Genomic DNA, 24,654 nt, shown 5'->3' on the forward strand with positions numbered 1-24,654 from the left:
ACTAGTGCAATGGAGTAGGCAATGAGCACCCCCGCCGATACGTACACGCCGACCGACCGGACCGTGCCCACGCGTTCCCGCGAGCGCGCCTCGTACGACAAGGCGCTGGTCCACTCGATACTCGACGAGGCGTACGTCTGCCATCTCGGCTTCGTCCGCGACGGCGCGCCGGTCGTTCTCCCGACGCTCTTCGCCCGCGTCGGGGACCGCCTCTACGTGCACGGATCCACCGGCTCGCGGCCGCTGCGCGCCACCGGCGACGGAGTGGCCGCCCCCGGCCTGCCCGTCTGTCTGACCGTGACCCACGTCGACGGCCTCGTGCTCGCCCGATCCGCCTTCCACCACTCCCTCAACTACCGCTCGGTCGTGGTCCACGGCACCGCGCACCAGGTCACCGACCCCGAGGAACTCCGTACGGCGCTCGACGCGCTCGTCGACCACGTCGTCCCGGGCCGCTCCGCGGACTCGCGCCCCGCGAACGCCAAGGAGCTCGCCGCCACGGCGGTTATCCGGCTCGACCTGGACGAGGTCTCGGCGAAGGTACGCACCGGCGGCCCCAACGACGACCCCGAGGACCTCGCCCTCCCCCACTGGTCCGGCGTCGTCCCGGTGCGCGGCGGATACGGCCCGCCGGTCCCGGCCGACGATCTCGACCCCGCCGTCGGCCTGCCGGACTACCTGGCCGCGCTCTGAGACGTACGGGAGACGGCAGGCGCCAGAGGTAGGCGGCAAACCGCAGACGGAGGACCGGGCGGACGGGGGAGACCGCCCGACCAGCCCGCCCCGGGCGGACGGGGGGCCGGCCGCCCGACCAGCCCGCCCCACCCGCGCTATCCGCCCCCCCCCAATCCGCCTACACGACCACCGGCCGGCCCGCGCCCCGCCTGCGTTCCGCCGCCGCCGTCCGCGCCTCGGCGTAGGCGAGTCCCGTGACGGCGGCGAGCAGCAGCAGCGTGCCGCACAGGATCGCGGCGGTGAGCCGCTCGCCGAGCAGCGAGACGGCGATCACGGCCGCGCTCACCGGCTCCAGGAGCATGATCACGGAGACGGTGGCGGCCCGGACGACGGCCGCGCCCGCGAAGTACAGCGCGTACGCGAGCGCGGTCGGCACGGCCGCCACGTACACGAGGAGCAGAAGGACGCTCACGGGCGCGTCGGTGTGCGGTACGAGCCCCTCCGCGAGCGCGGCGGGCAGCAGCCCGACCGCACCGATCGCGAACGCCCAGGTGGTGGTGGCCAGGGCGTCCGTGTGGCCGCCGTCCCTGCCGAGCCAGCGGGTGAGCAGGGTGATCGCCGCGTATCCGGCCGCCGAGACGACCGCGAGGACGACACCGAACGGCCGCACCTCCGCGGCCCCGCCGCCCAGGACGAGGACGACGAGCCCGGCGAGCGCGCCGGTGACGGCGGCGATGCCGCCACGGCCGAGGCGTTCGCCCATGGTGAGCCGGGCGCCGACCGCGATGAGCACGGGCCCGGCGCCCAGGGTGACGACGGTGGCGACGGTGAGGCCGGTGGACTGGACGGCGGCGAAGTAGGCGCTCTGGAAGACGGTGAGGCCGATGCCCGTACCGAGGATGCGGGCCGTCCGCCGGCCGCGCGGCTCCCCGGCCGTCCGGGAGGTCTCGCGCCGGGGCCGCAGGGCAAGCGCGCCGAGCAGCAGGACGAGGCCGCCGACGCAGCGCCAGAAGGAGAGGGCAAGCGGGCCCATGTCGCTGATGCGGAAGATCAGCGAGGCGGCGGCACCGGCCGTGCCCCACGCGACTCCGGCGACGATGAGATAGAGCAGGCTCCGCCCGACGGACAGGGCGGATTCCGAGGAGTTCGACACGTGACTTCTCCGTGGAAGACAGGAGGGAAAGGTGGTCGCTGGGCTCCGCGCGCGGGCAGCGACGAACCGCTCGGGGGCGAGGAGCCGCCCGGCCGAGTCCGGTCTTCGTCGAGGAGAGTCGCCGCGCGCCTAGAGGGCGGGAGGCGGAAGGACGGTCGAATGCATGATCGGCACCTTACGGGGCCGTCCGCCCGGCGGACAACTCCGTATCACGGCCTCCGGTTTCGGCCTCCGCCGCTCCGGCCTCCCGGGTCCCGGTCTCCCCGGTCCCGGCTTCCGCCGCTCCGGTGTCCCCGGTCCCGGCCGCCCCGGTCCCGGCCTCCGCCGCTCCGCCCTCCGCCGCCGAGCCCGTCACAGGTCCGGGGGCGGCCGCCTTGGGCGTCGAGGACTGGGCGATGAAGGCACCGACCAGGACCACGGCGCCGCCGATGAGCTGCGGCGCGTCGAGGTGCTCGCCGAGCAGCACCCAGGCGAGGACCGTGGCGACGACGGCCTCCAGACAGGCCACGACACCCGCCACCTGCGGGGAGAGCCGGCGCACCGAGATGACACCGGTGACGTACGCGAGCACGGTGGCGATCAGCACGATCCAGCCGAGCAGCAGCCACGCGGGCACGGCACTGCCGTCCATGTCGGCGCTGCCGCCCAGAAGCGCCCAGTCCATGCCCCACGGGCGGGCCACCACGGTGAGGACGAGCGCGCCGATGAGCAGCCCGTAGGCGATGACACCGAGCGGGTCGGCCTGTCCGTCCTCGTCGGCGCCCTGGTCGGAGAGGACGAAGTAGCCGACCTGGCAGCAGGCCGCGGCGAGCGCCAGGAGCAGACCCAAGAGGTCGAAGGTGAGCCCGGACCAGACCTGGACGACGCAGGCGAGACCGCTGACGGCGAGGACGACGCCGAGGGCGGCGGCGCGGGTGACGGGCCGCCGCTGGACGAAGCGGACCCAGCCGAGGACGAGCGCCGGGGCGAGGTACTCGACGAGGAGGGCGACGCCGACGGGGATGCGGGAGATCGAGGCGAAGTAGAAGGCCTGGACCCCGGCGACGGCGAGCAGGCCGAAGCCCAGGAGGAGCGCGGGTCTGCGGCGCAGGAGGTCGCGGTGGCGCCAGGCCACCGGCAGCATGACCAGCGCGGCGCCGGCGACCCGGAGCCACACCACGTGCAGCGGGTCGAGCCCCGCCTCGATGAGCGGCTTGGCCGCCACCCCTGAACCACCGAATGCGAAGGCCGAGGCCAGGGCGAGTCCCAGGCCGGCGCTTCTCCCCTGAGACGCGTGCATCGGGCCATGATGACAGGGCGCCGTCAGGCGCGTAACCCCCGTCGCACCTGTTGAGACGGCCCACGCTCACACCGGCGCGCGGGCGGTGCGGCTGCTCAGCACCCTCCGACACGAGCGGCCAGCGCGTCCGGATCGACCCCCGCCCGGCGCAGCACCTCGACGGCCCGGCTCCCGGGGTCGGCGGCGACGGCGGCCAGGAGGTCCACGCCGCGCGCCTGCGCGTCGCCCCGCTCCGCCGCCCGCCGGAAGGCCCCCTCCAGAGCGGCGGCGGCCGCCGGCGACCAACCGGAGGCCCGGGGATCCGGCGGCTCGGTCCCGGGTACGGCGGGCAGCTTGCGCCCGGCGCCGGAGTCCTCCGTCGAGCGCTGCCAGCGCAGGCCGTAGCCGATGGACCGCTGGACGAGATAGCCGAGGACGCGTGCGAGCTGGGGACCGCCGCCCTCGAACGCCGCACCGGCCTCGGGGTCGGACTCCAGAAGGGAGTGCAGGAGGTGCGCCGTGTCGACCTGCCGGTCCCCGTCCCGGAGGGCTCTGCGCCGGGCGCCCGCGACGACCGTCATGAGGGACGGCGTCAGCAGGGGCGCGAGCTCCGCGCGAGGGGCGACGGGCTGCCGGAGCGGCTGGGGCAGCGGGACGGGACATTGCACCCTCTCACCTCATCAGCTCCGGGCGGCCGGGGCATCGCCGGGGAGAAGCATGTCCGCGTCCCACCGGAGTGGGGCACGCGCGCGCGGTTCCTCCTCCTTACGGATGAGATCGCGCGGATTGCTCCCCGCCGGGCGCGCACCGCCTTGCTCCGCACCCGGGATGCAACCACGGACCCTTCCCCGCACGTCTTCCTGTCGTGTTCTGGATGGTGGCTCTGCTCGCGCGCGACGGGCGGCAGTACGTCTACCGGGTGTACGCACCCCGGGTGGCGCTGCCCGCCGATCTGTTCTGGGCGGCGTTCCACTGTCACGAGGAGGACGGGGCACCACGCGCCTCCGACAGCTTCGACGCGGCCGAGATCTGGTGGATCGGCGACGGCGCGGGCCCGACCACGGCAGAACTGGCTGTGCATCAGTGGTGAAGGCTCACGACCACCCGCCCACACCGACTGCCCGGACGGCGGCCCGGCCGCCCTGGAGTCCGGCGCCACCTTCATCGAGAACATGAAGCTGACGGGCTTCCCCGCCGAGCCGCTCTGGACGGTCGACGAGCTGGACACCGAGCGCGCGTTCGCCACCGAGGGCAAGGGCCCGATGGGCGTCCTGACCGAGTCCCTGCGCAGGCTCTCGGGCCTGGTCACCCGACGCGGATCCGACGAAGGGCCCCGCGGCGCGTGCCGCGGGGCCCTTCGTCGGATCCGGCTCTCACGAGCACCGGCCGGCACTCGCCGCCAAGGCACTCGTCGACTCGGCACCCGTCACGTCAGTGCTCGTCGGCCAGGATCAGGTACAGCTTCTTCCGGGCCTCGTTGATCACGCCGACCGCCTTCTGCCGCTGCTCGGGAGTGCCGGTCTTCCAGACCTGCCCGAACGCCTCCATCAGACCGAAACCGGCCTGCCGGACCTCGTTCAGCGCCTCCCAGTCGACCCCGCGCCCGACTTCCTCCCAGGGAGCCTCGGGGCCGTCCTCGGCCTCGGCGCGCCCGGTGTCGGTGAGCGTGAACAGCTTCTTGCCGCCCTCGCTCTCGCTGATGATCAGCCCCTCGTCCTCCAGCATCTGGAGGGTCGGGTAGACCGAGCCGGGACTGGGCTTCCACGCCCCGTCGCTGCGCTCGCCGATCTCCCGGATCATCTCGTAGCCGTGCATCGGGCGGTCCTTCAGGAGCGCCAGGATCGAGGCCCGCACGTCACCGCGCCGCGCCCTCCCCCGGCCGCCGCCGCCGCGCCCGCGACCACCACCGAAAGGCCCTCCGCCGAAGGGTCCGCCACTGGAGCCCGGCCCGAAGGGACCGAACGCCGCACGCCGTCCCTCGAAGTCACCGCGAGGCCCGGGGCCACAGCCCCCACGGCCGGCTCCGTGTCCGTTTCCGTACTCGTGTCCATGTGAACGCATCGCAACGCTCCTTTCATCGGGATGACATCGTTGAACTGTCGCGATGTCTCAACGATATATCGGATGTATTCGCCGAGCAAGCATCCCGACTGTCCCGGCCGTCCCCGCAGGCCGCGGCCCCACCCCGTAAGCCGCCGACCGGTCCAGTTCTCCGCGATTGGCCTTGGCTCCCCGAGATCCGCCCTCGATACGGTCGGCCATATGCGGATCCGAATCGTCGACGCCTTCACCGACCAGCCCTTCTCCGGCAACCCGGCCGGAGTCCTGCTCCTCGACTCCTTCCCGGACGACACCTGGCTCCAGCGGGTCGCCGCGGAGGTCAACCTCTCCGAGACGGCCTTCGCCCACCCGCTGCCCGCCGGTGGGGAGGCCGACTGGGCCCTGCGCTGGTTCACGCCCACCACCGAGGTCGACATGTGCGGCCACGCCACGCTGGCCACGGCCCACGTCCTGCGCGCCACGGGGACGGTGAGCGGCCCCGTCCGTTTCGCGGCCCGGTGCGGGGTCCTCGGCGCCGCCCCCGAGTCCGACGGCACGATCACGATGGACTTCCCGACCTCCTCCCTCGCCCCCGTCCCCGTACCCGACGGCCTGGAGGAGGCGCTCGGCGCCGAGATCCTCGCCGTCCACGACACGGCCGGCCACATCGGCGACCTCGTCGTCGAGCTGCGCGACGAGGCCACCGTGCGCGGGCTCGCGCCGGACTTCGGCGCCCTGAAGAGCCTCTCCACGCGGGGCGTCATCGCGACCGCCGCCGCCGAACGGCCGGACCGTGGTTACGACTTCGTCTCCCGCGGCTTCTTCCCCGCCGTCGGCGTCGACGAGGACCCGGTGACCGGCAGCGCCCACACCGCCCTCGCCCCCTACTGGTCGGTCCGGTTCGGCCGCGACGACCTCGTCGGCCTCCAGGGCGGTGCCCGCACCGGGATCGTCCGCACCCGCCTGCGCGGCGAGCGCACCCTGCTGAACGGCCACGCGGTCACGGTCATCGAGGGCGACCTGCACGCCTGAGCGGCCCGGCACCAACCGCCCGCACCCGCACATGCGAAGGGGCGTACGGAACTCCCGTACGCCCCGGTCCTCCAAGCACCTCACACCGTGGGCAGCCACCCCACCTTGCCCGCGAGCAGCCCGTACCCGACGAAGGCCACGATGTCGAGCAGGGCGTGCGCCACGACCAGGGGCCCGATCCGCCCCCAGCGCCGGTACAGCAGGACGAAGACCACACCCATCACCACGTTGCCGAGGAAGCCGCCGATCCCCTGGTACAGGTGGTACGAGCCCCGCAGCACCGAACTCGCCACCAGGGCCGCCATCGGCGTCCACCCCAACTGGCCGAGCCTGCGCAGCAGATACCCGACGACGATGACCTCCTCCAGGACGGAGTTCTGGAGGGCGGAGAGAATCAGTACCGGGTACTTCCACCACACCTCGGGCAGCGACTCGGGCACGACGGTCAGGTTGAACCCGGTCGCCCGCATCACCAGGTAGAAGGCGAGCCCCGCGCTCCCGATGCCCGCCGCGACCAGCGTCCCGCGTCCCAGATCGAACCACGGCCGGGTCCGGTCGAAGCCGACGGCCCGGAGCCCGGCACCCTCGCGCAGCAGCAGATGGGCGACGAGCACGACCGGCACGAGGGCCGTGGCGATGCCGAACAGCTGCCAGGACAGGTCGAGCCACGGCCGCCCCAGGGCGTACGAGCCGTTGAGCGTGGCCGCCTGTTCCTTCAGCGCCCCCGACTTGGTCAGCGAGCCGACGAAACTGATGAAGGACGACACCGCGCTCGCTCCGAGCGAGAGCGCGAGGACGATGAGCGTCTCGGAGCGCAGCACCCGGCGGGGCAGGCCTTCGGGGGGCAGGGCGGCATCACTGACTCGTTGCTCCGACACCACGCCTGTCTCCACTTCCCGCTCGCGGACGGCCGACGCCGTTCCGGCGGCCCCGACCACTTTGCCATGATCAGCCGCCGCGCCGCCCGCGCCCCGGGCTCAGTCGATGCCCACCGGCCAGGTGTGCACCGGTTCACCCTCGTGCATGAGGGTCCGGTAGCGGCGGGTCGTCGCCGCGAGCGCCGCCTCGCGGTCGAGGCCCGACGCCAGGGCCCGGTGGAAGGTGTCGGCCTGCCAGGAGGCCCCGTTCACCCGCCGCAGACAGCGCTGCTCGATCACCCCGAGATAGAAGTCCCGGTCGACGGGCTCGATGTGCCAGGCGTCGAGTCCGGCCGCGGCGAGCGGCAGCAGCTCGTCGAGGACGAGCCGTACCGCCGGCACGGTCGCGATGCCGCCTGTGCGCCCCGACCGGGGCCAGCGCAGCTCCGCCTCGATGCCGTGACGGCAGGCGGTGTCGAAGTTGGCCTCGGCGTCCTCGAAGGTCAACCGCTTCCACACCGGTTTGGGGTCGTCCGCGAGCGAGCGGACGAGCCCGTAGTAGAAGGCCGCGTTGGCGATGACGTCGGTGACGGTCGGCCCGGCGGGCAGCACCCGGTTCTCGACGCGCAGGTGCGGGACGCCGTCGACCCAGCCGTACACGGGCCGGTTCCAGCGGTAGACCGTGCCGTTGTGGAGGACGAGTTCCTGGAGGCGTGGCACCCCGCCCCGGTCGAGGACGAGGAGCGGGTCCTCGTCGTCGACGAGGGGCAGCAGCGCGGGGAAGTAGCGGAGGTTCTCCTCGAAGAGGTCGTACACCGAGTCCACCCACCGCTCCCCGAACCAGGTGCGCGGCCGGACGCCCTGTGACTGCAGCTCGGGCGGGCGGGTGTCGGTGGCCTGCTGGAACAGCGGCGGACGCGACTCGCGCCAGAGTTCGCGGCCGAAGACGAAGGGCGCGTTGGCGCCGAGGGCGATCTGGACGCCCGCCACCGCCTGCGACGCGTTCCACACGGCGGCGAACCGGGCGGGCGTCACCTGGAGGTGGAGCTGGATCGAGGTGCAGGCCGCCTCGGGCACGATCGACTCCGAGGTGCAGAGGAGTCGTTCGACGCCGTGGATGTCGAGGGTGAAGTCCTCGCCGCGGGCGGCCAGGATCTGGTTGTTGAGCAGGGTGTAGCGGTCGGCGACCGAGAGGTTCTCAAAGACCAGGTCGTCCTGGGTGAGCGTGGGAAGTATGCCGATCATGACCACACCGGCGTCGAGTTCCGCGGCCTTGCGGTCGGCATATTTGATGCCGGTGCCGATCTCTTCCGCGAGCCGGTCGAAAACACGGCCACCGAGCTGGTGGGGCGCGATGTTCACTTCGAGGTTGAACATTCCGAGTTCCGTCTGGAAATCGGGGCTCGCGATCTTTTCGAGAACCGGCCCGTTCAGCATGCGGGGCAGTCCGTCCGCGCCCGCGAGATTGAGTTCGATCTCCACGCCCATGAGATTGCGGGGACGGTCGAACCGCTTCTCCGCCAACAACCTCGCCAGCCCCGCGAGACACTGCTGGAGCTTTCTCCGGTACTGCTGCCGGTCGGACGGGCCGAACCCGTCGGCCACGACCTTCTCCCCCATCGAAACGTCCCTCCCCGAGTGGCCGGCCGCCATCACGGCCGCGTGTCACGGACGATGATGCCCAACCCGCTGATCCACAACGCCTGCGGAAGAAGGCTGTCGGACGATAGGCTGGATGCGGCACTCCCACGGCACATCCCGAGGGCACAGGACGATCGACATATACCAATGTCCTATCTTCTCGGAACTCCGGGACGAAATTCAGCCGTCCCCCTCCGCGAGGAATACGCAGGTGAGAGCGGCACCCCTCCCGGATTCCGCTTCCGCGGCCCGCGTTTTACGACCTGATGACGCCTTGCCAGGAATATCGGCGACGTCTAGCGGAAACACTCTGTGAACACGTGTCGTATAAACTCCGCGGACGAGGCAGAGTGTTGGCGCCCGGGCCACGGCCTCATGGCCTCCTCCGGCCCCGCCGTCGACAGCGCCGTCGTACCTGCCCACGCGTCACCGTGTCTCCTGAGCGAGAGGCGACCCACCATGCTCCGACCCTCCCCGGCCCCTGCGCCGGCCCTCCGCAGTGTCCTCGCGGCCCTCGGCTCCCCGACCGCCGTCCACGAGGCACGCACTCCCGCCCTGCGGGCAGCGCAGGGACCGCTGAGCCCCGAACTCCCCCTGCCCGTCCACGTCCTTGACGTGACCGGAGCACCGGGGCAGGCACCCCGCATCCGGCTCGCCGGATGGCGTTTCCTGATCAGGAGCGGGGGCCGGGCGATCGCCGCCGCGGACACCATGCTCACCCCCGACGGCTGGTCCTTCTCGCACTTCTTCGAAGGGCCGTACGTCACCGCCACCGAGCGGGCGCTGCTCCAGGCCGAGGCCCTGCCCGTCGCGTACCAGCCGCGGCTGCTCTCAGTACCGGAGCTCTACATGCAGACCCTGTGGCTGCACGCCGATCCGGAGGCGGACGGTGCCGTCGCCGCCCCGGCCGCGGCCGATCTGATGGTGCCGCTCGCGCCCGCGCCGCCGGGGATCGCGGCCCACCGCGCCTACCAGGTCGCCGACCTCCTGCCCGTGCTCAGTACGCGTCTCGCGCCGCCGCCCCTCATGGGTTCGCCGGCGCCCGCCTGATCCACCGCACGCGCACTGCCGCCCCGTGACCCGGTCGGGTCACGGGGCGCACTGCCGTCCGAGCATCCCGCCCGAACGCTCCGGCGAACACCCCGCCCGGACGGACTAGCCCGCTCGGGCCATCCAGAACCACCCGAAGAGACGGTGCCGTTGACCTGAACCGCCCCTGCGGGTGATGCGTCTTCCCCGGAGAGGACGAGCTGACGTGAAATACCTGCGGAAGGCCGTCCAGGGGGCAAGACTGGGACCGGAACCGAACCGACCGACGGGGGCGGCGATGAGCGCGAAGAGCCGCAGGACATCCATCACGACGCAGCGAAAGAACCCACCCATGTGCCAGCACCAGCCTGCCTGTCCCACCGCCGACTCCGCCGACCGGGAGGCGGCCCGACTGACGGCACACCACCCGGAGCAGGGCTGGAGCCTGCTGTGCAACGGCGTCCTGCTCTTCGAGGACACCGGTGAACTGCTGCCGGACGGGCAGATCATCGCCCCGCACCGGCCGCTGACGGTGGGACGGGTGACGACCGCCGCCTGAAGCGGCGGCACCGACACCGTACGAACAATCCGGAGGCCCCGTACGGACGACCCGTACGAGCGACACCGAGGAGAACGCCGAGGGCCGGCCCGGAGAGAAATCTCCGAACCGGCCCTCACGTCATGCCGTGTGCCTAGTGGTTGTACTCGTCGAGCGGCGGGCACGAGCAGACCAGGTTCCGGTCACCGAAGGCACCGTCGATCCGGCGCACCGGCGGCCAGTACTTGTCGGCGGGCGAGACCCCGGCCGGGAAGACCGCCTCGTCCCGCGCGTACGCGTGGTTCCACTCTCCGCCCAGGGCGGCAGCGGTGTGCGGGGCGTTGCGCAGCGGGTTGTCGTCGGCGGGCCACTCGCCCGAGGCGACCTTCTCGATCTCGGTCCGGATCGCGATCATCGTGTCGCAGAAACGGTCCAGTTCGCTCAGGTCCTCGGACTCGGTCGGCTCGATCATCAGCGTGCCGGCCACCGGGAACGACATCGTGGGCGCGTGGAAGCCGTAGTCGATGAGGCGCTTGGCGATGTCGTCGACCGTAACGCCCGTCGCCTTGGACAGCGGGCGCAGGTCCACGATGCACTCGTGGGCGACCAGACCGGCGGGGCCGGTGTAGAGCACCGGGAAGTGCGGCTCGAGACGCTTGGCGATGTAGTTCGCCGCGAGCACGGCGACCTGGGTGGCCCGCTTGAGGCCTTCGCCGCCCATCAGGCGCACGTACGACCACGAGATCGGCAGGATGCCGGCGGAGCCCCAGGGGGCGGCCGAGATCGGGCCGACGCCGGTCTCCGGGCCCGCGGTGGGCTGGAGCGGGTGGTTCGGCAGGTACGGGGCGAGGTGCGCGCGGACGCCGACCGGGCCGACGCCGGGACCGCCACCCCCGTGCGGGATGCAGAACGTCTTGTGCAGGTTCAGGTGCGACACGTCGCCGCCGAAGTGGCCGGGCTTGGCCAGACCGACCAGCGCGTTGAGGTTGGCGCCGTCGACGTACACCTGGCCGCCGGCGTCGTGCACCTCGGCGCAGATGTCGGCGACGTGCTCCTCGAAGACGCCGTGCGTCGACGGGTAGGTGATCATCAGCACGGACAGCTCGTCGCGGTACTGCTCGATCTTGGCGCGCAGGTCCGCGACGTCGACCTCGCCGTCGTCGGCGGTCTTGACGACGACGACCTTCATGCCGGCCATCACCGCGGAGGCGGCGTTGGTGCCGTGCGCGGAGGACGGGATGAGGCAGACCGTGCGCTGGAGGTCGCCGTTGGCGCGGTGGTAGGCGCGGACGGCGAGCAGACCGGCCAGCTCGCCCTGCGAACCGGCGTTGGGCTGGATCGACACCTTGTCGTAGCCGGTGACCTCGGCGAGGCGCTCCTCCAGCTCGGTGATGAGCGTGACGTAGCCCTGCGCCTGCTCGACCGGGGCGAAGGGGTGCATCTGACCGAACTCGGGCCAGGTGACGGGCTCCATCTCGGTCGTCGCGTTCAGCTTCATCGTGCAGGAGCCGAGCGGGATCATGCCGCGGTCGAGCGCGTAGTCGCGGTCGGCGAGCCGGCGCAGGTAGCGCAGCATCGACGTCTCGGAGCGGTGCGCGTGGAAGACCGGGTGGGTCAGGTACGCGTCGGAGCGCAGCAGACCGGCGGGCAGCGCGTCCTCCGTGCCGGCGTCCAGGGTCTCGACGTCGGCGGTGACGCCGAAGGCGCCCCACACGGCGGCGAGCTGCGCCCGCCCGGTGGTCTCGTCGCACGACATGGACACGTGGTCGGCGTCGACGCGGTACAGGTTGACGCCGGCCTCACGGGCGGCGGCCACGACCTCGTGTGCCCTGCCGGGCACACGGGCGGTGAGGGTGTCGAAGAAGGCGCCCTGGGTGAGCTCCACGCCACCGGCCGTCAGACCGGCCGCGAGGATCGCGGCGTACCGGTGGGTGCGGCGCGCGATGCCCTTGAGGCCCTCGGGGCCGTGGTACACGGCGTACATGCCGGCCATGACGGCGAGCAGCACCTGGGCCGTACAGATGTTGCTGGTGGCCTTCTCGCGGCGGATGTGCTGCTCGCGGGTCTGCAGGGCCAAGCGGTACGCACGGTTGCCGTCGGCGTCGACGGACACGCCCACCAGTCGGCCGGGCAGCGAACGGGCGTGCTTGTCCTGGACGGCCATGTAGCCCGCGTGGGGGCCGCCGAAGCCCATGGGCACGCCGAACCGCTGCGTCGTTCCCACGGCGATGTCCGCGCCGAGCTCGCCGGGCGAGGTGAGCAGGGTGAGCGCGAGCAGGTCGGCGGCGACGGTGACGACGGCGCCGAGCTCGTGGGCGGCGTCGATCAGGGGCTTGATGTCGCGGACGGCACCGGACGCGCCGGGGTACTGGATCAGCACGCCGAAGACACCGCGCTCGGCGACCTCGGCGGGGATGCCCTCGCTCAGGTCGGCGACGACGACCTCGACGCCGGTCGGCTCGGCGCGGGTCTCGATGACGGCGATCGTCTGCGGCAGGGCGTCTGCGTCGATGAGGAAGACACCGTTCTTGACCTTGCCGACGCGCCGGGACAGGGCCATGGCCTCGGCGGCGGCGGTGCCCTCGTCGAGCAGGGAGGCGCCGGAGGTGGGCAGCCCCGTCAGGTCGGCCACGACGGTCTGGAAGTTCAGCAGGGCCTCCAGGCGGCCCTGGGAGATCTCCGGCTGGTACGGGGTGTACGCGGTGTACCAGGCGGGGTTCTCCATCACGTTCCGCAGGATCACCGGCGGCGTGAAGGTCCCGTAGTAGCCGAGGCCGATCATGGGCGCGAGGACCTGGTTGCGGTCGGCGAGCGTACGCAGCTCGGCGAGCACCTCGGCCTCCGTGCGGGCGGCCGGCAGGGCCAGCGCCTCGGTGTTCTTGATGACGTCCGGCACCGCGGCGGCCGTGAGCTCGTCGAGCGAGCCGTAGCCGACCTGGGCGAGCATCTTGGCGCGCGCCTCGACGTCGGGCCCGATGTGCCGCTGCTCGAACGGAATGCCCTGTTCGAGTTCGGAGAGCGAAATGCGGTTGACGGTCATGTGCGGAGGCCTCCTGGTCGTCACGACCTGCGAGGGGCACCACGGCGCGGGTACCCGGACGGCCTCCCCCTCTGTCATCTCAACCTGAGAGTTTCACCGGCACACCTCGCGGCACGCCGGCTTTCACCGTCGGTGAGAGCGCATGCCGTCGGACACCGCTCTGCTTTCCAGAGTGACCTCGTCCGCGCGGTACAGGGGCCTGAGAGATTCCGGGGAGGATTTGCTCCTTCGGCGCCCTCCGGAAGATTTCTCCGGGGGACTCTCCCGCACAGGGTCGACAGCCACAGCCAGCCTACCAGCGAGGTTCCGCCTCCTTTCGCTCAAGTGGCCGACATCCCACATGTGCACTTTCGTAGGGGGTACGTGCAGTTGCGACCAGTTGGAGGGACCGTGCAGACCGATATCGATCCGCGCAGCCTGATCGGCCGCAAGGCGTTCGACCGCAACGGACACAAGATAGGAACCGTGGACGAGGTGTACCTCGACGACGCGACCGGCGTCCCCGAGTGGGCCGCCGTCCGCACCGGCCTGTTCAGCCGGGACGCGTTCGTCCCCCTGGACCCGAGCGACCTGCTCGACGACGGCCTCCATGTCCCGTACGAGCGGGCCCTGATCAAGGACGCCCCGGACTTCGGCGTGGGCCGTCACCTCTCCCCCGAACAGGAACTCCAGCTCTACCGCCACTACGGCATGGCGCTCCCCCCATCCCCCACGGACACCCCGGACACGGACTTCGGCCGCCTGGCAGGCCAGTAGCCGATCCGGCACCGGCACCCCTGCCGAGCCCCAGAGGCGCTGAGACACGCCCCCGCGCGCCCTCGAGCCACAGCGGGGCCCCACGGCAGCTCCCCTCCGACTCGCACGGGCGGTAGGGGCGGGTGGTACGGCGGGAACCCCAGGCCCGCCCGCCAGGCCGGGCCACCATCCCTCACCCCTCGGTTCGCACCAGCGGCAACGCCTCCCCCGGCACGAGCTCCGGATCGTCCACCGCGAAGGTCCGCACCCGTCCCGGCTCCGACCACGGCTCCTCGAACCGCACCGTGACCCGTCCGACCCCGCTCCCCTGCACCCACCCCGCCCCGTACACGGCGTGCCGCACGTCGTGCCCCGGCGCCCAACGCCGCTCCACGGCCCCCTCGGCCTCGGGCTCGGGCTCGGACACGGCGGAGACCTCGGCCGCGTCCACCGCGGGGGCCTCACCGCCGGTGAGGCCCTCCGCCTCGGCCTGGGCGAACAGATCCTCCTGCGTGTAGTCCGCGAGCCCACTGACGCCCACGCCCAGCAACCGCACACCCCCCGTCGTGTCCACCGCTTCGAGCAGCCGCCCCGCCGCCTCCCGCACCACGCCCGGGTCGTCCGTCGGCCCCCGCAGCGTCTCGGACCGGGTCAGGGTCGAGAAGTCGTACCGCCGCACCTTGAGGACGATGGTCCGCCCGGAGTGGCCCGAGGCCCGAAGCCGCCCCACGCACCGCTCCGCGAGCCGCTCCACCTCCGTCCGGATCCGCACCCGGTCGTGCAGGTCCACGTCGAAGGTGTCCTCGACCGACACCGACTTGGCGTCCCTCTCGGCCACCACGGGCCGATCGTCGTGTCCCCGGGCCATCCGGTACAGCGAGGCCCCGTGCGCCCGTCCGAGGAGCCGTACGAGCTCGTCCTCCCCCGCCTCCGCGAGGTCGGACACCGTGGTCATCCCGGCCCGCCGCAGGTGCTCCCCGGTCGCGGGACCGACACCGGGAAGAATCCGGACCGAACGCGGCCCGAGGAGCTCGCGCTCGGTCCCGGGCTCGATCAGGACGAGCCCGTCGGGCTTGGCCTCCTCCGAGGCGATCTTCGCGATCATCTTGGACCCCGCGAGCCCCACGGACCCCGTCAGCGCCGTCGCCGCGAGGATGTCGACCCGCAGCCGCTCCCCGGCGGCGCGGGCGCTCGCGCTGTCGTCGGCGATCTCCCCGGCCTCCAGGTCCACGAAGGCCTCGTCGAGGCTGAGCGGCTCCACGAGCGGCGATAGCCGTCCGAGCAGCTCCATGACCTGCTCGCTGATCGACCGGTAGAAGGCGAAGCGCGGCACGAGATAGGCGGCGTTCGGAGCGAGTCGCCGGGCCTGGCCCATGGGCATCGCCGAGTGCACGCCGAACCGACGCGCCTCGTACGAGGCGGTGGCGACGACGCCCCGGGGCCCCAGACCGCCGACGACCACGGGTTTTCCGCGCAGGCTGGGCTTCGCCGCCTGCTCGGCGGCGGCGAAGAAGGCATCCATGTCGAGATGCAGGATCGTCGGCGCGGCTCTCACGCTACCGATGCTGCCTCACGCCACTGACAACGCCGCCACACCACCCCACGCCACCGACAGCCGCCCAGGGCGCACGGCCCGCGCGGAACCGCCTCGAAGGCGCCCCTTCGGACCGCCTGGCCCCTCGGACCGCCCTTCAGACCGCCCTGTCCCTCCGCCGCCTGGCCAGTTCGTCCCCCGGGTTGTGCCCCACGAGCGTCTCGCCGGTGTCGACGCGCTCCCCGTGCAGCTGCGAGAGCGCCGACTCGACGTCCCGCCACACCACGCCCACGGCGATCCCGAAGACCCCCTGCCCGCCCTTGAGCAGGTCGACGACCTCGTCCGGCGAGGAGCACTCGTACACCGTGGCCCCGTCGCTCATGAGCGTCATCCGCTCCAGGTCCCGGAAGCCCCGCGCCCTCAGGTGCTGGACGGCGGCCCGGATGTTCTGGAGGGCCACCCCGGTGTCGAGGAACCGCTTGACGATCTTCAGGACGACGACGTCACGGAAGCTGTAGAGCCGCTGTGTCCCCGACCCGTACGCGGGCCGTACGCTCGGTTCCACGAGCCCCGTACGCGCCCAGTAGTCCAATTGGCGGTAGGTGATCCCGGCTGCCGCGCACGCCGTCGGGCCGCGATAACCGACCGTCTCAGCGGCCGCGCCGGGCCCGGTTCCAGGAACGAGGCCCGCCCCCTTCGCACCCGCACCGGCATCCGTACCGAAGTCGCCGACCCTGCCGTGAAGCGGATACGGACCGCTCCCCCCGGACGCGCGTCCGAGCGAGCTCCCTGCCGTACCGTCCGCGCTGCTCATCACGCCGACCCTCCGTCCTTGACCTGCCCACTCGAAGGTAGGCAGTCACCTGGGGTGCGTCAACGATCGCCACACTCGGCACGCCGAGTGATAATCACCCTGAGAGTGGTTTCCCGTATCTCTCGTCGGGGAAAGGCTACTCGAATGCCCTCACGGCACCCCGCGAACGGCCCTCGGCCACGTCGGTCCGCGTCACTGGCTGTTGGTCCCGAAGTCCTCCGGTGAGATCTGGTCGAGGAACTCGCGGAACTTCTCCACCTCGTCCTCCTGCTCGTCCGGAATCGCGATGCCGGCATCGTCCAGCACACCGTCACTGCCGAAGATCGGCGTTCCGGTACGGAGGGCCAGTGCTATCGCGTCCGACGGCCGCGCACTCACCTCCACGCCGCTGGCGAAGACCAGCTCGGCATAGAAGACCCCGTCCCGCAGATCCGTGATGCGGACCTCGGTCAGTTCCTGTCCCACGGCCTCCAGCACGTCCTTGAACAGGTCGTGCGTCAGAGGCCGCGGCGGGGCCATCCCCTGCTGGGCGAAGGCGATCGCGGTCGCCTCACCCGGTCCGATCCAGATGGGGAGGTACCGATCGCCTCCCACTTCACGCAGGAGCACGATCGGCTGGTTGGAGGGCATTTCCACCCGGACACCCACAACGTCGAGCTCGTTCACACAGCAACCCTAGGACGTGCTCGACCGGTTTGGATAGTCGGGCCCGGCCAGGGCCGCTCCCCGCTCACTGCAGACGGATCCCCAGAGCGGTCTGTACGAGGGCCGCGTGCAGCCGTACCGACTGCGCGGCGAGGTCCTGTGCGGTGGTCTCCGCATGGGCTCTGGTCTGCGGATTACGGTGCCGACGCAGCGGCGCGACGACCTGTTCGATCAGTCCGGCCTCCCGGTCCGCGGCCGCCTTCACGGCCCTCAGGTGCCGGGGTTCCAGACCGAATCTCCCCAGATTCGCGACAAGTCGCGCGACGGTGACGGTCTCGGCGTGATATCCGCCGCCCTGCATCGGGGTGATCAGACCGTACAACTCCCACTCGACGAGCTCGGCCTCGGAGACCTCGGCGGCAGCCAGCAGCTCCGCCCGCCCGAGCCGGGTGGGGCTGGGCGTCTCCGCGTCCTGCTCCCAGGCCCCCTCGGCCAGGTCCCGCCGGCGCCCGGGGGCGGGGAGCGGGATCTGCTCCCCTCTGGCGAGGGCGTCGAGGTGCTCGCGGATGACCTTCAGCGGAAGATAGTGGTCCCGCTGCATCCGCAGGATCTGAGCGAGCCGCTCCACGTCCTGCGGGCTGAACTTCCGGTACCCGGAGGCCGTACGCCGGGGCTCCACGAGCCCCTCGGCCTCCAGAAACCGGATCTTGGAGATGGTCACTTCGGGAAATTCGTCGCGTAGCTGGCTCAGCACCGTGCCGATGCTCACCAGCCGGTCGCCCGCGGTGGGGGCGCCGGATTCGGCGCCGCCCGTCGGTGTTCGCAGCATGGACCTTCCCTGAAGGCTTCTCCGAGGCGCGTCACACGCCCCGCTGGCTCGAGTGGAAGACCAGCCGGTACTTGCCGATCTGCACCTCGTCGCCGTTGGACAGAACGACGGAGTCGATCGGCTCACGGTTGACGTACGTGCCGTTGAGACTGCCGACGTCGGACACGGTGAAGCTGCCGTCCTGACCCCGCCGGAACTCGACATGGCGCCGGGAGACCGTGAAGTCGTCCAGGAAGATGTCGCTCTGGGGGTGGCGGCCGGCCGTCGTCAGCTCCCCGTCCAGCAGGAACCGGCTGCCGGAGTTCGGCCCGCGGCGCACCACGAGCAGCGCTGAGCCCAGCGGCAGTGCCTCCACGGCCGCCAGCGCCTCGGGCGAGAGGGAGGGCAGCTGGGTCTGGCCGGTGACCTCCGACTCGTAGGCCTCGAGGCCCGAGATGGAGATCGTGGACGTCGTCTCCGAAGGACGCTCGGCGGCGACCCCGCCCCGCAGCGGCGTACCGCAGTGGGAGCAGAACCGGCTGTCGGCCGCGTTGCGGTGACCGCACCTCGTACACACCGGCATGGACGCATCCTCCTGCCGCGGCTGCCCCGCCGAGGTCTGTGTCGCGTACGGATCGGGGGCGAACCCTCCACCCGCACTTGAGGTTGATGGTTCTCCGAAACCTATGCGGCCAGCACCGGCGGGGTCAACGGACGACGCGCCCTGCGTGCCCGGAATGTCACCGCCCTGGCCCCCGACCTCGTCACGGAAGAGCGGGCGCTCGGCACCCTGCTCCTCGCTCTGGGCGTGGCGCGGCGCGCGGTGCCTGGCGTTGCCGCCGTCCTCGCGTGCGCTCTTGCCGAACAACTTCGCAAACAACTTCACGGGCGATTCCCCTTGACCGAAACAGACCCGCCCGTGGGGCAGGACGAACCGAGATCCATCACACCTGCCGACCCGGACACCTTCACAACGTCCGTATCCTCCGGACAGTTTCCACCACGCACCACCGTTGTGGTGCGCCGACCCCCCGCAACGCCTTGCCCATGTCGCGGGGCCCCCTCGTCCCCCCTCTCACGGGGAGGACGACTGAGCGTAGTCAGGCCGCTTCGCGGGTCGCAAGGCGTCGACGACGATCTTCGCCGACCGCTCCACCGTGGCTGTGGCCTGCTCCTTCTCCAGGGTCTGCACGACACCGCCGGGGATGTTGAGCGCGGGCTCGAGATCCTCCGGCTTGCCGATGACCTTGAAGACGTACGGAGCGGCCACCTTCGTTCCATCGATTCGCATGTCATCACCGATCCCGGTGAAATAACTGTCCGCGACGACCCGCACGCCGTTGACCTGGATCGCCTCGGCGCCCGCGGCGCGCAGCTCCTGGATGGCGTCGAGGAGCATGTCCGACTCGACGGCCCCGGTGGGATCGCCGACGGTCAGGGTGATGCCCGGCCCCTCCGCGGCCACGGTGCCGGCCAGGATGCCGAGCTGCCGTTCCTTCTCCTGCGTCTGCTTGCGCGCCTCCTCGGCCTGGTCGGAGCTGGACTCCAGCTCCATGCGCTGCTTCTCGAGCCGGGCCTTCTCGTCCTCCAGGCGCTGGGTGCGGTCGTCGAGCTCGTCGAGGATGCGCACCAGGTCCTCCTGGCGCGCCCCGCGCAGCGCGCTGTTGTCGCTGGTCGAGGAGACCTGGATGGCCAGGCCGAGACCGAGGACGAAGAGCAGCAGCGCGACGACGAGTTGGGCCCGGGTCACCCGGAGCGGCCACAGGGCGGAGGCCAGCCGTCGACGCCCGCTCGGGTCGGTGCCGGCCGGGGCGACCGGAGTGGCGGGAGCCACGGGCGCCTGGGCGTCCTGACCGCCGGAACCTGCATCGGCGGGGGCCCGGGGCGCCTCGACCTCCGGCGGCATCCCGACGCCGTCGACCTTCGGTACGTTGACCGGGCCCGGAGTGCCGACGCGGTTTCCCGGGTCCTGAGCGTCCTGGGGATCCTGTGGGTTCTGCGGATCCTGCGGGTTCTGGGGGTTCTCGCTCATCGGCGTCACGCCCGGAAGACGTGGCGCCGGATGGCGGCCGCGTTGGAGAAGATCCGGATGCCGAGCACGACGACCACGCCGGTCGACAGCTGGGCGCCGACGCCCAGCTTGTCGCCCAGGAAGACGATCAGCGCGGCCACGACCACGTTGGAGAGGAACGAGACCACGAAGACCTTGTCGACGAAGATGCCGTCGAGCATGGCCCGCAGCCCGCCGAAGACCGCGTCGAGGGCGGCGACCACGGCGATCGGAAGATAGGGCTCGACCACCGCCGGAACTTCGGGGCGGACCAGCAGTCCCACCACGACTCCGACGATCAGGCCCAGTACGGCGATCACGATGTGCCCTTCCCTGTGTCGGCCGTGGCCCGGCCGGAGGGCGTCGCGGCCCCGGCCCCCCTCGGCTCTGCGGTACGTACGGTCAGGCTCGGCGCGGCCGGCAGGCGTACGTCGCCCTCGGTCGTGATACCGCTCCTGATCCCGAAGTTCTCCACCAGCGCGTGCAGATACTGCCCGTCGGCGCTGTCCTGGAACGCGGTGCTCAGCCGTTGCCCGTCCCCGATCGCGAGGACGGTGTATGGCGGCACCAGCGGCTTGTTGTCGACCAGTATGGCGTCGCCGGCGGCCCGGATCGCGGACAGCGAGGTCAACCGCTGACCGTTGACGGCGACCGCTTCGGCGCCCGACTCCCACAGCCCGTTGATCACGCGCTGCATGTCACGGTCGCGCACCCGGCCCGTGTCGGAGAAACCGCTGCTCTCCCGCGGCCCGCCGCCACCGGAGTCGGTGTCCTTGGCGTCGTCGACGACGAGCTTCACCCCGGGGCCGTGCACCGCGGTGGCGCCCGAGAGCAGCGCCACGAGCTCGGCCTGGTCGCCGCCGTGCTGCTGCAGCGCCTGCCGCTGACGCTCCCCGACCTCGGTACGGATCCGCTCGACGTCCCGCTCCAGCTGGTCGGCGGTGGACGTCTCCGCGTCGATACGGGCGATCAGGTCCTGCCGCTCCTTGGCCACGACCGGAGCGGAGATACGCGCCTCGGCCGCGCCCACGGTCACCACGGCGGCGGCGAGCAGGAGGCCCGCGGCGACGCCGATCTTGGCCCGCAGGCTACGGGGCAGCCCCCCGCCCTCGGCCGCGCGCCGGGCGGTCGCCTCGGCGTAGCCGTCGTCGAGCGCGTGGTCGATCACGTTGTTCAGCAGCGACATGGACGCGTCCGGGCGCGGCGGCGGTGATCCGGTGCTCCGAACGGGGGGCTGCTGCGACATGCCGCACATCGTCGCACGTCGCACGACCTACCACCGAATGGCCCCTCCGTCCTGCGGGGAGGCGCCCTGAGGCGCCTCCCCGCAGACCGGTCCGCTGCGTCAGCTGCCGGCGCCGTCGACCACCACGGCCCATTCGTCGAGCAGGGCCTGCGCGGAGGCGTCGTCCGGGCCTTCCGCCCACAGATGGGTGACGGCCTCGGCGGGGTCGGGCAGCACCATCACCCACCGGCCGTCGGCCTCGACCACCCGCACGCCGTCGGTGGTGTCGACGGAACGATTCCCCGCCGCCTCCACCACCCGGCGCATCACCAGGCCCTTGACGGCCCACGGGGTCGCGATGTCCTTCTTGAGGACGTGCGCCCGCGGGATCCGCGCGTCGATCTGGCTCAGGGTGAGCTGGGTCCGCGCGACGAGACCGATCAGCCGGACGAAGGCGGCAGCGCCGTCGAAGACGCTGCTGAACTCGGGCACGATGAAACCGCCGCGCCCGTCGCCACCGAAGATCGTCGACTCCTCACGCCCGACCCGGGTGAGGTCGTCGGGCGAGGTGGTCGTCCACTCCACCTGCGTACCGTGGTAGGCGGCGACCTGCTCGGCGATCCGGGTGGTGGTCACGGGCAGGGCGACCCGCCCCGAGCGCCGCTCGGCCGCCACCAGGTCGAGCATGACCAGGAGCGCCCGGTCGTCCTCGATGATCCGCCCCCGCTCGTCCACGAGCGAGAGCCGTTCGCCGACGGGGTCGAACCGCACACCGAAGGCCGCTCGCGCCGAGGCCACGATCTCCCCGAGTCGTACGAGCCCGGCCCGCCGACTCTCCACCGACTCGGTGGGCCGGGACTCGTCGAGGCCGGGGTTGATGGTCAGCGAGTCGACCTGGAGGCGCCCCAGCAGACTGGGCAGCACGAGCCCGGCACTGCCGTTGGAGGCGTCCACGACGACCTTCAGACCGGCTTCCGCGATCCCGGAGGTGTCGACGTTCCGCAGCAGCGAGCCGGTGTACGAGTCGAAGACGCTCGCCGGGAAGGAGAGGTCGCCGATCTCCCCGGGGAAGGCCCGCCGGTACTCCTGGCGCGCGAACACCCGGTCCAGCTTCCGCTGCCCGCCCTGGGAGAGGTCCGCTCCACGTTCGTCGAAGAACATGATGTCCACGGAGTCGGGCACACCCGGCGAGGTCCGCACCATGATTCCGCCGGCACTTCCCCGCGCGGTCTGCTGCCGCGCCACCGGCAGCGGCACGTTCTCCAGGTCGCGCACGTCGATGGCGCTCGCCTGCAGTGCCGAGATCACCGCCCGCTTCAGCGCTCGCGCGCCCCGGGAGTGGTCTCGCGCCGTGGTGACGGTCGCCCCCTTCTTCAGGGTCGTGGCGTACGCCCCCGCGAGACGGACGGCGAGCTCCGGCGTGATCTCCACGTTGAGGATGCCGGAGACCCCTCGGGCTCCGAAGAGGTGGGCCTGCCCGCGGGACTCCCAGATGACCGAGGTGTTGACGAAGGCGCCGGCCTCGATCGTCTTGAACGGGTAGACCCGCACGTTGCCCTGCACGATCGATTCCTCACCGACCATGCACTCGTCCCCGATGACGGCCCCGTCCTCGATCCGGGCCGCCCGCATGATGTCGGTGTTCTTCCCGATCACACAGCCGCGCAGATTGCTCTGCGGCCCGATGTAGACGTTGTCGTGGACGACTGCCTTGTGCAGGAACGCGCCGCTCTTGACGACCACGTTCGAGCCGACGACCGTGTGCTCACGGATCTCGGCGCCGGCTTCGACCTTGGCGTAGTCACCGATATAGAGCGGCCCGCGGAGCACCGCGTCGGGGTGCACCTCGGCGCCTTCGGCGACCCAGACCCCCGGCGAGATCTCGAAGCCGTCGACGTCGACCTGGACCTTGCCCTCCAGGACGTCCGCCTGGGCCTTCACATAGCTCTCGTGGGTGCCGACGTCTTCCCAGTAGCCCTCGGCGATGTAGCCGTAGATGGGCTTGCCCTCCTTCATGAGCTGCGGGAAGACATCACCCGACCAGTCGACAGGAACGTCCGCCTGGACGTAGTCGAAGACCTCGGGCTCCATCACGTAGATGCCCGTGTTGACGGTGTCCGAGAAGACCTGTCCCCAGGTGGGCTTCTCCAGGAAGCGCTCGACCTTGCCTTCCTCGTCCACGATTGTGATGCCGAACTCCAGCGGGTTCGGCACCCGGGTGAGGCAGACCGTGACGAGGGCGCCCTTCTCCTTGTGGAAGGCGATGAGATCGGTGAGGTCGAAGTCGGTGAGCGCGTCCCCGGAAATGACGAGGAAGGCGTCGTCCTTCAACGCTTCCTCGGCATTCTTCACACTGCCCGCTGTACCGAGCGGCTTCTCCTCGTTGGCATACGTGAGCTCCATCCCGAGCTCCTCGCCGTCGCCGAAGTAGTTCCGGACGAGTGAGGCCAGGAATTGCACGGTGACGACGGTCTCGTTGAGACCGTGCCTCTTGAGCAGTCGTAGGACGTGCTCCATGATCGGCCGGTTCACCACCGGCAGAAGAGGCTTGGGCATGCTAGAGGTCATGGGGCGAAGACGGGTTCCCTCGCCACCGGCCATCACAACGGCCTTCATGTCGGAAACGTCCTCCTTCAAGTGATGACGGTCCTGCCGACTTCGCCTGTCCGCTCAGTAGACCGCGGACGTCCTCGTCGTTGCCGGCGACGCTGCTCGACACGGAGGGAACGGGCTCAATCGGCCTCGGTATCCGTCTTCACGAGTCGACGGACCTGGACCACGTAGAGGATCCCTGCCCACCAATACAGAGTTGTACCCCATCCGGCGAAAGCCCATCCGAAAACTTCAGCGAGTGACGAAAGCCAGCCCGTTCCGTCACTGAGAAGCAGCAGGGGGAACGCGTACATCAGGTTGAAAGTCGCAGCTTTGCCGAGGAAGTTCACCTGCGGCGGCGGGTAGCCGTGTCGCCGGAGGATTCCCACCATGACCAGCAGCATGGCCTCGCGCGCCAGGAGAGCGGCGGTCAGCCACCACGGCAGGATCTCCCGCCAGGTGAGCCCCACGAGAGTGGACAGGATGTACAGCCGGTCGGCGGCGGGGTCGAGCAGCCGGCCGAGTTTGCTGATCTGGTTCCAGCGCCGGGCCAGCTTGCCGTCGAGATAGTCACTGACGCCGCTGAGCATCAGCACGAGGAGCGCCCAACCGTCACTCTTGGGACCGCCGAACTCCGGCCGGAGAATCAGCCACAGAAACAGGGGCACGCCGAGGAGACGCGCCATGCTGAGAATGTTGGGGATGGTGAAGACCCGGTCGGTCTGCACACGGGTCTCCTGGACCTCCACCCGGGGGCCTCCTGCTGGGAACGTACGGACGATGCCCCCTGACCTTACCCCCCAGCCACGAGGCCGGGCGTACAGGGGCTCTCCCGTCGCCGGAACGCAAAAATGCCTCAACCCCCGGACAGAGTCCGGGGGTTGAGGCTAAAAATTGTTCGGCGGCGTCCTACTCTCCCACAGGGTCCCCCCTGCAGTACCATCGGCGCTGAAAGGCTTAGCTTCCGGGTTCGGAATGTAACCGGGCG

Annotated in this window: 23 protein-coding genes, 1 rRNA gene, 1 pseudogene and 1 riboswitch; of the genes and pseudogenes, 7 read left to right on the forward strand and 18 right to left on the reverse strand. The window is 71.2% G+C overall.

The genetic code is table 11. The annotated features are described in order from the left end of the window. The first annotated feature begins 21 nt into the window (after nt 1-21). Nucleotides 22-693: a pyridoxamine 5'-phosphate oxidase family protein gene (locus tag ABZ567_RS20035; protein WP_360791624.1), complete on the forward strand. Its 672-nt coding sequence runs from the start codon at nt 22-24 to the stop codon at nt 691-693. A 160-nt stretch (nt 694-853) separates the two neighbouring features. Here the strand turns inward: ABZ567_RS20035 and ABZ567_RS20040 are convergent, their stop codons facing one another. The 3 genes from ABZ567_RS20040 to ABZ567_RS20050 all read right to left on the reverse strand — a co-directional run bounded on the left by ABZ567_RS20040 (nt 854) and on the right by ABZ567_RS20050 (nt 3,754). Next, nucleotides 854-1,828 carry an EamA family transporter gene (locus ABZ567_RS20040; protein WP_360791627.1) on the reverse strand — a complete coding sequence of 325 codons (975 nt, stop codon included), beginning with the start codon at nt 1,826-1,828 and terminating at the stop codon, nt 854-856. Nucleotides 1,829-2,003: 175 nt separating this feature from the next. After that, nucleotides 2,004-3,107 carry a DMT family transporter gene (locus tag ABZ567_RS20045; RefSeq protein WP_360791629.1) on the reverse strand — a complete coding sequence of 368 codons (1,104 nt, stop codon included), beginning with the start codon at nt 3,105-3,107 and terminating at the stop codon, nt 2,004-2,006. A 95-nt stretch (nt 3,108-3,202) separates the two neighbouring features. Then, a complete protein-coding gene (locus ABZ567_RS20050; RefSeq protein WP_360791632.1) occupies nt 3,203-3,754 on the reverse strand; it encodes a Clp protease N-terminal domain-containing protein in 552 nt (183 codons plus the stop codon). Nucleotides 3,755-3,951: 197 nt separating this feature from the next. Here ABZ567_RS20050 and ABZ567_RS20055 point away from each other — a divergent pair, with 197 nt between their 5' ends. Together ABZ567_RS20055 and ABZ567_RS20060 are read left to right on the forward strand one after the other, a co-directional pair. Then, nucleotides 3,952-4,176 (forward strand): hypothetical protein, encoded by a 225-nt coding sequence (locus ABZ567_RS20055; protein ID WP_360791635.1) that lies wholly within the window; start codon nt 3,952-3,954, stop codon nt 4,174-4,176. A 19-nt stretch (nt 4,177-4,195) separates the two neighbouring features. Then, nucleotides 4,196-4,357 (forward strand): annotated as a pseudogene (locus tag ABZ567_RS20060) (SRPBCC family protein); the annotation flags it as partial. Between the two features lie 160 nt (nt 4,358-4,517). On the opposite strand, the gene ABZ567_RS20065 reads toward ABZ567_RS20060, so the two are convergent. Continuing rightward, entirely contained in the window at nt 4,518-5,147 is a 630-nt protein-coding gene (locus tag ABZ567_RS20065; RefSeq protein ID WP_360791637.1) for a PadR family transcriptional regulator, read from the reverse strand. Between the two features lie 201 nt (nt 5,148-5,348). Between ABZ567_RS20065 and ABZ567_RS20070 the strand changes: the two genes are divergently transcribed. Beyond that, nucleotides 5,349-6,158: a PhzF family phenazine biosynthesis protein gene (locus ABZ567_RS20070; RefSeq protein WP_360791640.1), complete on the forward strand. Its 810-nt coding sequence runs from the start codon at nt 5,349-5,351 to the stop codon at nt 6,156-6,158. 80 nt (nt 6,159-6,238) lie between these two features. On the opposite strand, the gene ABZ567_RS20075 is transcribed toward ABZ567_RS20070, so the two are convergent. Both ABZ567_RS20075 and ABZ567_RS20080 read right to left on the reverse strand, forming a co-directional pair. After that, nucleotides 6,239-7,036: a CPBP family intramembrane glutamic endopeptidase gene (locus tag ABZ567_RS20075; RefSeq protein WP_360791642.1), complete on the reverse strand. Its 798-nt coding sequence runs from the start codon at nt 7,034-7,036 to the stop codon at nt 6,239-6,241. A 99-nt stretch (nt 7,037-7,135) separates the two neighbouring features. After that, a complete protein-coding gene (locus ABZ567_RS20080) occupies nt 7,136-8,635 on the reverse strand; it encodes a glutamate--cysteine ligase (protein WP_360791645.1) in 1,500 nt (499 codons plus the stop codon). A gap of 480 nt (nt 8,636-9,115) precedes the next feature. Between ABZ567_RS20080 and ABZ567_RS20085 the strand changes: the two genes are divergently transcribed. Beyond that, nucleotides 9,116-9,706 carry a hypothetical protein gene (locus ABZ567_RS20085; protein WP_360791648.1) on the forward strand — a complete coding sequence of 197 codons (591 nt, stop codon included), beginning with the start codon at nt 9,116-9,118 and terminating at the stop codon, nt 9,704-9,706. A gap of 331 nt (nt 9,707-10,037) precedes the next feature. After that, the gene (locus ABZ567_RS20090; RefSeq protein ID WP_360791651.1) at nt 10,038-10,244 is read left to right on the forward strand and encodes a DUF5999 family protein; all 207 of its coding nucleotides are present in this window, start codon (nt 10,038-10,040) and stop codon (nt 10,242-10,244) included. A 133-nt stretch (nt 10,245-10,377) separates the two neighbouring features. On the opposite strand, the gene gcvP is transcribed toward ABZ567_RS20090, so the two are convergent. Further along, a complete protein-coding gene (gene gcvP / locus ABZ567_RS20095; RefSeq protein ID WP_360791654.1) occupies nt 10,378-13,263 on the reverse strand; it encodes an aminomethyl-transferring glycine dehydrogenase in 2,886 nt (961 codons plus the stop codon). A 177-nt stretch (nt 13,264-13,440) separates the two neighbouring features. Next, a riboswitch (glycine riboswitch) is annotated at nt 13,441-13,540 on the reverse strand. Between the two features lie 113 nt (nt 13,541-13,653). On the opposite strand from gcvP, the gene ABZ567_RS20100 reads away from it, so the two are divergent. After that, nucleotides 13,654-14,019, forward strand: a complete 366-nt coding sequence (locus ABZ567_RS20100; protein ID WP_360791657.1) for a PRC-barrel domain-containing protein — start codon at nt 13,654-13,656, stop codon at nt 14,017-14,019. A gap of 172 nt (nt 14,020-14,191) precedes the next feature. Here the strand turns inward: ABZ567_RS20100 and ABZ567_RS20105 are convergent, their stop codons facing one another. The 11 genes from ABZ567_RS20105 to rrf form a co-directional block, all read right to left on the reverse strand. Further along, the gene (locus tag ABZ567_RS20105) at nt 14,192-15,553 is read right to left on the reverse strand and encodes a DNA polymerase IV (protein WP_360791660.1); all 1,362 of its coding nucleotides are present in this window, start codon (nt 15,551-15,553) and stop codon (nt 14,192-14,194) included. A 136-nt stretch (nt 15,554-15,689) separates the two neighbouring features. Further along, entirely contained in the window at nt 15,690-16,346 is a 657-nt protein-coding gene (locus ABZ567_RS20110; protein ID WP_360791663.1) for a MerR family transcriptional regulator, read from the reverse strand. Nucleotides 16,347-16,538: 192 nt separating this feature from the next. Continuing rightward, complete coding sequence (locus tag ABZ567_RS20115; RefSeq protein WP_017238433.1) at nt 16,539-17,012, reverse strand: bifunctional nuclease family protein; 474 nt, start codon at nt 17,010-17,012, stop codon at nt 16,539-16,541. A 64-nt stretch (nt 17,013-17,076) separates the two neighbouring features. Then, nucleotides 17,077-17,820: a MerR family transcriptional regulator gene (locus ABZ567_RS20120; RefSeq protein ID WP_360791666.1), complete on the reverse strand. Its 744-nt coding sequence runs from the start codon at nt 17,818-17,820 to the stop codon at nt 17,077-17,079. A 31-nt stretch (nt 17,821-17,851) separates the two neighbouring features. Next, on the reverse strand, nt 17,852-18,793 hold the full coding sequence (locus ABZ567_RS20125; RefSeq protein WP_360791724.1) for an FHA domain-containing protein: 942 nt from the start codon (nt 18,791-18,793) through the stop codon (nt 17,852-17,854). Nucleotides 18,794-18,874: 81 nt separating this feature from the next. After that, nucleotides 18,875-19,840, reverse strand: coding sequence for a DUF881 domain-containing protein (locus ABZ567_RS20130; RefSeq protein ID WP_360791669.1), 966 nt, complete (start codon nt 19,838-19,840; stop codon nt 18,875-18,877). Further along, nucleotides 19,837-20,169 (reverse strand): small basic family protein, encoded by a 333-nt coding sequence (locus ABZ567_RS20135; RefSeq protein ID WP_015032176.1) that lies wholly within the window; start codon nt 20,167-20,169, stop codon nt 19,837-19,839. Before ABZ567_RS20135 ends, ABZ567_RS20130 begins: the two co-directional genes overlap by 4 nt. Further along, nucleotides 20,166-21,095, reverse strand: a complete 930-nt coding sequence (locus ABZ567_RS20140) for a DUF881 domain-containing protein (RefSeq protein ID WP_360791672.1) — start codon at nt 21,093-21,095, stop codon at nt 20,166-20,168. Before ABZ567_RS20140 ends, ABZ567_RS20135 begins: the two co-directional genes overlap by 4 nt. Nucleotides 21,096-21,194: 99 nt before the next feature. Continuing rightward, nucleotides 21,195-23,690: a mannose-1-phosphate guanyltransferase gene (locus ABZ567_RS20145; RefSeq protein WP_360791674.1), complete on the reverse strand. Its 2,496-nt coding sequence runs from the start codon at nt 23,688-23,690 to the stop codon at nt 21,195-21,197. 116 nt (nt 23,691-23,806) lie between these two features. Next, the gene (locus ABZ567_RS20150; protein ID WP_360791677.1) at nt 23,807-24,415 is read right to left on the reverse strand and encodes a CDP-alcohol phosphatidyltransferase family protein; all 609 of its coding nucleotides are present in this window, start codon (nt 24,413-24,415) and stop codon (nt 23,807-23,809) included. A 147-nt stretch (nt 24,416-24,562) separates the two neighbouring features. Next, nucleotides 24,563-24,654 (reverse strand): 5S ribosomal RNA (gene rrf, locus ABZ567_RS20155); the annotation flags it as partial.

Source organism: Streptomyces sp. NPDC016459, assembly GCF_040632845.1.
Classification (GTDB): Bacteria; Actinomycetota; Actinomycetes; order Streptomycetales; family Streptomycetaceae; genus Streptomyces.